1 protein-coding gene is annotated in these 1,012 nt (G+C 72.4%); it reads left to right on the forward strand.

Annotated elements, in window-relative coordinates; genetic code table 11:
• The first annotated feature begins 149 nt into the window (after window positions 1-149).
• Window positions 150-644 (forward strand): hypothetical protein, encoded by a 495-nt coding sequence (locus tag ACFVIU_RS03400; RefSeq protein ID WP_385840297.1) that lies wholly within the window; start codon window positions 150-152, stop codon window positions 642-644.
• Window positions 645-1,012 lie beyond the last annotated feature (368 nt).

Genomic DNA, 1,012 nt, shown 5'->3' on the forward strand with positions numbered 1-1,012 from the left:
AAAACACTACGATATTGGGTGGGCTGTTTTCGTGTTTTTAATCCCCCCCCCCACACCGGGGCCCCCCACGGGCGCCGGCCCTGTGGCGTGGGCGGGCCGCCGGTGGTATGACTGTCCCCCCATGTGCGGTCGCCAGCGAGGAGACAGACGTGTTCGACGAGGCCGGTGAGGACGAGCTGCTGCTCGCGGCGCTGATGCAACTCGGCGCGAAGGGCGGCCGGCTGGGCGCCACGGCCGGCGGCGCGCTCACCGGCGTCCACGGCACGGGCGGAGCCGGCGCACGCGGCGGGGCGCGGGGCGCCGCCCGGGGCTTCAGATGGACGAAGAAGGACGTCGGCACCGGGCAACTGAGACTTCCCGGACCGGTGGCGGCCGCGTCCCACCTGGTCCACCGGACGCTGGCCGGCGCAGGCACCCTGACCGGGGCGGAGGCGCACGCCGACGGAGGCGTCACCGTACGCGCCGTCATCGGCGTCGGCATCGGCGGCATGAACCCGGCCGTCGTCACCGCGGTGGTGACCGCGGACCCCGAGGGCGCCCTGGTCCACCTCCGCGCGGCGGCCCGCGAGGGCCTCATCAGGCAACACCCTGCCGACAAGGCCCTCGCGAAGATCACCGAGCTGCTGCACGCCGCCGCGCGGTAGGGGCGGAGGCCGGCTCCCGGACGAGGAGCAGCCCCGGGGACGGGCCCGGCCCTAGGGCCTCTCTTTCGGATCTTGCCGGCGTCGCGCGCCCTGGCACGCACATCTGCCGCGTTGTCGTCCCTCGCCGACTCCCCCACGCTCGGCTTCGCTCGCGCGGGGGGACCCCCATCGCGTCGACTCGGTCCTCCGCCTTGCAGCTGCACGCACCAGACCCCGCTCGGGTCGGCCGATAAAGCGCCGACGCCGCAGCCGACCTGATCCGAAAGAAAGACCCTAGTAGTACTTCGTTAGGTTCTGGCTCTGGTTCTGCTTGTGGTTAGTGGTCGGCCGCAGGTGGTGCATGTGCCGGTCCAGCACCTCAGCAGGTC

The organism is Streptomyces sp. NPDC127190, from assembly GCF_042672505.1.
Lineage (GTDB): Bacteria > Actinomycetota > Actinomycetes > Streptomycetales > Streptomycetaceae > Streptomyces.